This is a genomic window from Leptospira yanagawae serovar Saopaulo str. Sao Paulo = ATCC 700523, from assembly GCF_000332475.2.
Taxonomy (GTDB): domain Bacteria; phylum Spirochaetota; class Leptospiria; order Leptospirales; family Leptospiraceae; genus Leptospira_A; species Leptospira_A yanagawae.
Genome location: NZ_AOGX02000013.1, coordinates 237,961 through 245,679, shown reverse-complemented (window position 1 = coordinate 245,679; position 7,719 = coordinate 237,961). Strand labels below are relative to the sequence as shown.

9 protein-coding genes and 1 riboswitch are annotated in these 7,719 nt (G+C 38.8%); of the genes, 2 read left to right on the top strand and 7 right to left on the bottom strand.

Going from position 1 to position 7,719, the window contains the following annotated elements; translation table 11 throughout:
• A partial coding sequence (locus LEP1GSC202_RS20465) for an integrase core domain-containing protein (protein WP_156825337.1) occupies window positions 1-160 on the top strand: 160 nt, incomplete at its 5' end.
• A 462-nt stretch (window positions 161-622) separates the two neighbouring features.
• Here LEP1GSC202_RS20465 and LEP1GSC202_RS03540 read toward each other — a convergent pair.
• The 5 genes from LEP1GSC202_RS03540 to LEP1GSC202_RS03520 form a co-directional block, all read right to left on the bottom strand.
• Window positions 623-970 (bottom strand): slr1659 superfamily regulator, encoded by a 348-nt coding sequence (locus LEP1GSC202_RS03540; RefSeq protein ID WP_015676164.1) that lies wholly within the window; start codon window positions 968-970, stop codon window positions 623-625.
• 13 nt (window positions 971-983) lie between these two features.
• A complete protein-coding gene (locus tag LEP1GSC202_RS03535) occupies window positions 984-1,541 on the bottom strand; it encodes a slr1658 superfamily regulator (protein WP_015676320.1) in 558 nt (185 codons plus the stop codon).
• 12 nt (window positions 1,542-1,553) lie between these two features.
• Complete coding sequence (locus LEP1GSC202_RS03530; protein WP_244147627.1) at window positions 1,554-2,333, bottom strand: class I SAM-dependent methyltransferase; 780 nt, start codon at window positions 2,331-2,333, stop codon at window positions 1,554-1,556.
• A 135-nt stretch (window positions 2,334-2,468) separates the two neighbouring features.
• The gene (locus LEP1GSC202_RS03525; protein ID WP_015676102.1) at window positions 2,469-3,320 is read right to left on the bottom strand and encodes an LIC_13355 family lipoprotein; all 852 of its coding nucleotides are present in this window, start codon (window positions 3,318-3,320) and stop codon (window positions 2,469-2,471) included.
• Between the two features lie 39 nt (window positions 3,321-3,359).
• On the bottom strand, window positions 3,360-3,989 hold the full coding sequence (locus tag LEP1GSC202_RS03520) for a hypothetical protein (RefSeq protein WP_015676234.1): 630 nt from the start codon (window positions 3,987-3,989) through the stop codon (window positions 3,360-3,362).
• A 186-nt stretch (window positions 3,990-4,175) separates the two neighbouring features.
• Window positions 4,176-4,317: riboswitch (cobalamin riboswitch) on the bottom strand.
• 133 nt (window positions 4,318-4,450) lie between these two features.
• On the opposite strand from LEP1GSC202_RS03520, the gene LEP1GSC202_RS03515 reads away from it, so the two are divergent.
• Window positions 4,451-5,224 (top strand): lysophospholipid acyltransferase family protein, encoded by a 774-nt coding sequence (locus LEP1GSC202_RS03515; protein ID WP_015676182.1) that lies wholly within the window; start codon window positions 4,451-4,453, stop codon window positions 5,222-5,224.
• On the opposite strand, the gene LEP1GSC202_RS03510 is transcribed toward LEP1GSC202_RS03515, so the two are convergent.
• Window positions 5,214-5,840 carry a TetR/AcrR family transcriptional regulator gene (locus LEP1GSC202_RS03510; RefSeq protein ID WP_015676294.1) on the bottom strand — a complete coding sequence of 209 codons (627 nt, stop codon included), beginning with the start codon at window positions 5,838-5,840 and terminating at the stop codon, window positions 5,214-5,216. The two genes, LEP1GSC202_RS03515 and LEP1GSC202_RS03510, sit on opposite strands and share 11 nt — an antisense overlap.
• A 61-nt stretch (window positions 5,841-5,901) precedes the next feature.
• A complete protein-coding gene (locus LEP1GSC202_RS03505) occupies window positions 5,902-7,674 on the bottom strand; it encodes an alginate export family protein (protein WP_425256011.1) in 1,773 nt (590 codons plus the stop codon).
• Between the last annotated feature and the right edge of the window lie 45 nt (window positions 7,675-7,719).

The following is a 7,719-nucleotide window of genomic DNA, read 5'->3' as shown; positions in this document are numbered from 1 at the left end:
TAAGTTAAGATCTGAATGTTTGCAATTGAGCTTCTGTAGAGATTTGAATGAACTAAAGAATGAACTTTCTAAATTCCAAAAGGATTACAATGAAGAACGTCTCCATTCCTCTTTAAATTATTTGACTCCTTTAGAGTTCAAAGCGAAGTATGGAAATTGAGTTATGAGGATTTTACTAACTTAAGATTTGGTCCAACAAACGGGGGCAGGTCACATAAATTAAGGTATAAATGGTGATCTTTAAGTGAGCATGCCGTGAACCACTCTTCTCGTCATCTATATTGTTGAATTTTTAAAAGAATTTTAAAATACAATCATAAGTGTTGGGATAGGAAATCATTTGCAAAGATTGTTAGTTTGTTCGAAAGTGTACATTTTGTACTTTATTGTGAAAAGATTGATGTTCACTATGTGAACCTTATTCACAAGGTTATTAAAGTATAAGGTCTAATTACCTTTTAGAACTTAAATTTAATATTCATTTTTCAACGTGTCTGAATGATTATAGAATGGCCATTGGAATATTAAAAAACTTTAAGATGACTCGCTAAACGAATGGCAAATTAGTTCTTTATTACAAACTATGAAATTGAATCATTTCAATAAATTAGTATTTTATTATTTAGGAAATGTCTAAAACCACCTGGTCCCAAAGTTTTTTGAAATTAGAAAGTGATTTGGATTGCCAAGAAACATTGAGCGATCCCAGGATTTTGATTTGATAAGATGCGCTTTTTCTGGAATCTATAATAAACATGGAAAAGGTAGTAATTCCCGAACTATTGACGAATTGTAAGTCTCTAAAATCGATGATTAGAACAGAACCTTGGCATTGTTTAGCAGCATCTTTTAAAAATAATTTAATTGGTTCATAAGCGGGTAAGTTCTGCAAGCGGATGGATCCAGTGAATTTGACAGTCTTAGTGGCTTCGTCGTATTGTATGTTGTAATCTAAGTCTTTGATTTCCATGAAGCTTCGCCTATTATATCTCTTCTACGTTGATAATTGCTCTTACCGTGATTTCATGAGTATCGGCATCGATCTCATGGAAACTATAACCAAATCGGACCGGGTAGTCTTTTAACATCATAAGGAGTCCAAGTCCTGACTTGGTATCACCATCCTCTTTGGTTTCGAGTGTAGAAAAATACATCTCCTCCACGTTTTCTGATATGAGTTTGTTCACAAAAAGCTCAAAACTATCTCTTAAGGTTTTTGACGCCACATTTAAAACATCAATTCTTAAAAGATTTCCATATTGTTTTAATTCTACATTGATTCTGCCTTCTCTCGCTTTGGAGAATTTGGAGGCATTTTCTAAAAGTTCGTTAATGATGGTTGAAAGTGAATTGGCTTTGGTTTCACTTTCTTCGTAACAATACGAATAAAATCCAGCGACGAAATTGGCTGTGAGACCACATCGGCGCCAATACGTAGTCATATCGATTGGTTGGAATACCAATCGCAATTGTCCATCCGCAGGCAAATTTTCTGGAATGATGTGGTATTCACCAATGATGATGGGTGCCTTTTGGTTCAATTTCGCCTCCGTTTATTTTTGGTACAAATGAGTTTCTAATTTGATCGTGAATTTCACACGATTGGACATATATTCGGATTGTAATTGGGAATACAATTCTTGCATCCCTTCTGGGTGCCCCATAAAAGACATCATAGACCATCCAGTCATCATACCCAATTGGATTTTGGGATACTCAACAATTGGTTTGTCATCATTCCCATCGTTTGATGCTATAAAGTCTGTCCTATGTTTCAAGTGAAACCCTAAACTTTCCATAATCCCAGGAACTTTTTCCATCACAAACCGATCCGCAGGGTGGATGGTGGCATGTTTGGCCACCATATCCAGTAGGACCTGTGGGCCAGTGAAGGTTTTGTCATTGGGGCAGTGGATGAGGATTTTCCCTCCTGGTTTTAAAACCCGGTAGAATTCCTTTAACGCTTTTTCTGGTTCCTTGATGTGGATGAGGACCATGGAATTAAAAATAAAATCAAAATGATTGTCTGGGTAATCCAATGCTCTTACATCAGAGACCTTCCAGTCTACTTTTGGGTATACCAACTTGCAATACTGGACCATATCCTCGGAGATGTCACAAGCCATCCATTTGAGGTTGGGATTTTTTTTCATCAGAAAACTGGTGAGAACCCCTGGACCTGCACCCGCATCGAGCGCTGTCCCCACTTCTTTTTCGTATTCGATGGAATCTAAGTATGGCTCGAGCAGAAGTTTTAGGAGGTTTGCCTGCGCTGATAACCTGGGCATCTCATCCTGAATGGAGATCTTTTGTGTATAAAGGTTTTCGCTCAAAGTGAATTCGCCAGAAGAGTGGTTCTAAAAAAAGAATCCTTTTTTTAAAATTGGTCAACTGAAATACGAACGATTTTTAAATGTTTTTTTTAAAACCTCGCGAACAGTCATACATTAGACATAATGGATTAGGGTTCATTGCACCTCTCGTGCGACCACACCATCAATATCACTTCCATTAAAACTTCCAGGTGGCCATGGAAACTTTTGACCAGGCGTATTTGGATTATCGACGGCACTTGCTGAAGTGATTTTGATGTATTTAAAACCATTCGCCTTGATATCGGTAACAGCAGCTGTGTCACAACTAACATCGTTTGGATCATTTTCATCTAAATCATCTAAATTGAAGGCATCTCCACCTCCCAAAAAGAACCGACTGCCTTTTTCGATAAATAGATCTTCATTTGTCAAAAGGTTAGTGGTCATATTAAAATAAACGGGTCTGAGCCCACCAAACCTTGTCCAGCTGGAAATTAAATTGATATTGCCTGCCGTATAACTTGGATTAAAACCACAATATTTTGTTCCATCGAGGGAAACTTGGATCACGGAAGGGTCCATGGCATAGGTATTGGAATCATCTGAGATCCGAAAGCTATTGTCATACACGATAAAATCATCGTCTGCCACGTTTTTGACTGTTTTCCCACCCCAACTGAGGACCATCGTTGCACCCACACCTGTTTTTTCGAGAGCATACACGTCGAGTGAGCCCGCAAGTTCTCCCACACCACATACTCCATTGATGGCCTTGGTAGGATCCGAAAATCCAGATATATTGGCGCTGGCAATGACAACGGTATTCGCGAGGAATATGTCTGAAGGGAGAGTGGAAGACTTGGGACATAGAGTGGCATTGGCACTTGATCCGAGAATTGGGAGAAGTGCCAATAAAGATTCGTTTGATGAAGGACTTGATTCTTTGCAAGAAAAGACCAACAAACATATAAAAATAAAATAGGAGAGAGTTCGTTTTGATTTCATATGTTTTGTGTATCGATTCCTTTTTATAAAATTGGATTTTTAAAGTCCAGTCCAAGTAGAGTTTTCAGTTCTAGAAAGGGCACGACTAAAGGTAAACCCTCCACATCCATTTGTTGCATATTTTGTCGGATCACTTGTGACAGTGCTATTCAACACTTCCGAATAAGTTGTTTTTCCAGAAACCGCTTCACAAAAGTAGAAACAACGTTGAGATCCTAATTCGCACCCACTGTTAGTCGATGCTGAGTAATCTATCCTTCCATATTTCGTCCGATTATCAATGAATTGATTATTATTACTTCCTGGTGTATTTTGATAGTATAAATATCTTTTGGATTTATCAAATGATAGGATTCTGTAAGTGATATCTCCACTAGTACCACTGGTATCACTTGAAATAATACTACCACTTCCATCCGGGTTGGTTGCGATGATGATTCTTCCAGTGGGTGTTCCAGAAAGTTTTCCCTCTGAATCATAAGAGTATCCTACATTCCATTGGCCATTGTATTCTAATAAAAAGGAAGTGGAGGTCGCACTCCCTGCTAAAAGTCCAACTAGTAAATTTTGATTTGCTTCTGACTCTGAAACTTGTTTTTCCATTTCGCAATGAGAAAAAGAAAGGAGTAGTCCAATCATGGCTACGGTTTTTAAAAGAGTTTGTTTCATATCTGTTTCCTAAAGATAAATTTTAGGGAACTCCGGACCAATGGATGACAATGAATTGTAGTTTGGAAACAATTTCCAAATAGAGAATCCATCATTGTAAAACTTGTTTCGGGTGCCCCGATGCCTCCGGGGCCCCTATCCTCCAAATGGTGGTCATTCGGATTTTAGTGTGTAAAGTTCCATAACCGCGAGGAATACTTTACGGGGAAGATCTGGCTCACCAAACAGATGTTTGGATTACAGTTGCGGGTCAGCACAGGATTTTCACCTGTTTCCTCCCAGAAGGTATTTCCCAGGTTTTTGTGGAGCCATGGATTGTCAAATTTTTAAATCTAGAATTTCTCCTGAATCTGTATCGTACAAAATGAAACGGAATTGTATTGGAAATGTAGCGTAATTTCTAAGGAAACTTTTGCAACCAAAGGCGAATTGTGGACTCTTACAAACTAAGAGGAAAAGATATGTTTTATTATGTCGGAAGGTCTATTGGCTTTGTACTGATGTGGATTGTCGTGAAACCCATGCGACTCAAATATGGAAACAAAAAAGTAGAAATTCAAAACGACTTTATTTTACGCCAGTTAAATGGTAAGTCTATGATTCTCATTTCGAATCATATCAAACCTAGAAATAAATTTTTAAGAATCATCACGATGCCATATGATGCGTTTGTGATCCGTGGTGTTCTGAAACGTTATGGAATTTATACTACAGCTCTTACAAGTTATGATTCAGGGATGGGAAACAAAGGTAAAAAGTCTAAATGGCTTTGGAGAAAAGAACAATTAGTCAAAGGGATCGTGAAATCCATTGATCTCATTCCTCTCAATCGAAATGAATCCGATCCAGTAACGATTAAAGATTTTCAAAGACGAATCAAAAAGGGAAATCTGGGAATTGGAATTTTTCCTGAAGGATCTTGGTATAGAGGGTTTCGAAAGTCTCGAAAATTGTATCCTGGAATGGTTGTGCTTAGCAAACGTTATAACTTACCGATTGTTCCAATGTATTTAGACGCATACAACTTAAACAAACCCATTCGCCTCACCTTAGGAAATCCTGTTTGGCAAGTGAATGATACAACGGAAGTGATGGGTATGATCAGAACAGAGTTTATCCGACTCAATCAATTGTCTAAAAACAAATTGGTATTGGTAAATGATTCACAAGTGGAAACGGACATTTCTTTGGAAGATGATAGTGATGGTTTGGAAGTGTCAACAATCACTGGTTAGGTTGTTTACTTAAGAGTTTTTGAAAGTAGGAAATCCCTTCTTCGATCGGATTTCCTGCTCCCTTTCGTTTCCTTAACATACCCGTCATATCCAAAACGATCACACCATACATCCAACTCCACATCATCCTTGCAATGGCTGGGTATTCATTTTTGGGATAAGGAATTTCTCCAGAATCGAAACCGATGCGCACTGTCTCTAAAAAGAACCGATAACTTTTAGGTAGTTGTGGGAAAGCCTTTCTGTGAACACCACCATAATCCGTAACAAACATTACTTTGTGAAGTTCACGGTTGTTGCTGGCAAAATGAAAATAGGAACGGGCAATGGCCGCTAATTGTTCAAAAGCAGAACCAGTTGTGACATCCGCACTTGCTTTTTTTAACATGGAAAGCAGTTCGTCTTCTCCCGTTCGAATTAAATCTTGTACGAGGTCGATTTGACTTTCATAATAAGAATAGGGACTTGCGACACTACATCCTAAACGGTTTGCAATTTTACGCATAGAGAGGCCATCGAGTCCCTCTTCTTTTAAAATGAGCAGGGACACATCCCGGATTTCCTCTCTTGAGAGGCTATTCCGAATCCTTCTTGGTTTGTGATGAGCTTCCAACATGGATGAATTTCAGGTTTCACTTCCATCCTATGGCAATCCAGCTAAAAATCGAACGTTTTTCTTAAAATGCAGCGTTGATTTGGGCATAAGCCATATAGGCTTCTTTTGCCAATTGGTTCCTTCCTTGCAGGTAGTTTTGGTTCCATTCAAATGATTGTGTGGTCGCATTGTATTGGATTTTGCTATTACGGTAATTTTTTACCGCATCTCCGGCTTGCAAATACCCCACACCTAACCAAAGCGAAACAAAATCATTGATTTGCCCATGCCATGTTACGTCTACTTCCGTATAGATCCTTTTTCCCAATGCATAGGGTGATGAATAGGATTGGTTCGAATAATTTTCCGTACTACCTTTGTCAGACGAAACTGGATAAGGGTTCCTTTCTCCAATGGTAGCCGTGGAATTGGCAGCACCACTGATGGCATACCAAGCATCTTGTTTTTCCGCTTTATCATTTTGAAAGTATGTGATTTGAAATTCCCCATACGATTCAGAAACATAACTCAAACTAACAGATTTTGAAAATAAATTTTGTGCGTTTGTATTTTCAGAAATACCAGCAACACTATTGAAATAAGGGATCACACCAAATCTTGGGTTTGCAAGAGTTTGGAAAGTGGAAAGAGATGCGTCAGATCTATTTTTATCCCCTGATGCATATAGAACTTGACCACCTAATCTAAGTTTTTTGAAAAAAGTATAACCTGTTTGGAAAACATGCATTTGGCCTGTATACTTTTCTCTTTCTGTTTTATAGTTATCCCATTCATTGGGAAGGTATTCTTTGAGATAGGGATCTTGGATCCTTCTACCTGAAGTTCCTGATTGGAATGCTGACTCCCATGTGAAATCCCAAGCTTTGCCTTCTGGTAAAAAATTTCCTTTGGTGCGGTTTGTGATCCGAAATCCTGTGGTCACCAAATTTTGGTTTTGTTTACTTCTATTGGCAGCAAGAGGGTCATCCGGTGAAGTTTCCGGTAATCCTGTGATGGGATTTGTTGTATTTTTTTTCCACTTACGCACAACACCTAACGTATACAGATCCAAAGTGACCCAATCAGGGATTGAAAAACTATTGTATGTTCCAAGTAATGTTGTATCCGTTCCATTGGCTTGGGAGTTCAGTTTGGGATCATTGGCAGAAGCGACTCCATTGGGTCCACTTTGAGTCCAATACGGCCTAGCCATAAAAAAATGGAGTTTCACAGTTTCATAATTGAACATTAACCGAGCTCCATCAAAGGATAGTCCGTTGACAGTCCAGTTTCCACCACCAATCATCCTTTGGTCACCATAAGCCCAAATTTGTCTACCTACTTGGAGTTTGGATTGGAGGGGGAGTTTGTTGAGCAGTACAAATGCTTCCCTAACGCTTGTTTGGTTGAGAGATACAGCATTGGCTTGGTTTCGTGAATATAGATCGGGAGTATTATTAAAAAAATTGGCTCGGATATCTCCTGACGAGGCAGGGGATTCACCACCCCAAACCCGAGCATCCTGTAACGTTACTTTTGCTTGGACATAAGGACTTGGATCAAAGAGAAAATAAAGAGAAGAGGTTTGGAGGGTGCGATCGACATATCCCTTGTCAGAAGCATTAAAATCTAAATTGTAGCGACTCTCCTGCCTAGGACGCAAATACAATCCAAATCGTAAAACATCATTCAGCCAAAACTGAGAAGAGGTTGCCGAATGTTTTGAGAGAGCTGGTTCCACAAACATATGGCGATTGAATTCTGGATCCAAACCTTTTTCTTTCATGGGAGAACTATATGGTTTTGGTTCCTCTGGTTTTTGTGGATTAGGTTCTACTACGGGATCTGCAAACACCAGGGTGGTTTGCAATAATAAAAGGAAACAAATTCGAATGCCATT

What these genes read in the sequence shown, in the direction of transcription:
- LEP1GSC202_RS03520 (WP_015676234.1), bottom strand. Translation starts at nt 3,989, where the DNA reads ATGAAACAAACTCTTTTAAAAACCGTAGCCATGATTGGACTACTCCTT.
- LEP1GSC202_RS03510 (WP_015676294.1), bottom strand. Translation starts at nt 5,840, where the DNA reads ATGTTGGAAGCTCATCACAAACCAAGAAGGATTCGGAATAGCCTCTCA.
- LEP1GSC202_RS03515 (WP_015676182.1), top strand. Translation starts at nt 4,451, where the DNA reads ATGTTTTATTATGTCGGAAGGTCTATTGGCTTTGTACTGATGTGGATT.
- LEP1GSC202_RS03525 (WP_015676102.1), bottom strand. Translation starts at nt 3,320, where the DNA reads ATGAAATCAAAACGAACTCTCTCCTATTTTATTTTTATATGTTTGTTG.
- LEP1GSC202_RS03540 (WP_015676164.1), bottom strand. Translation starts at nt 970, where the DNA reads ATGGAAATCAAAGACTTAGATTACAACATACAATACGACGAAGCCACT.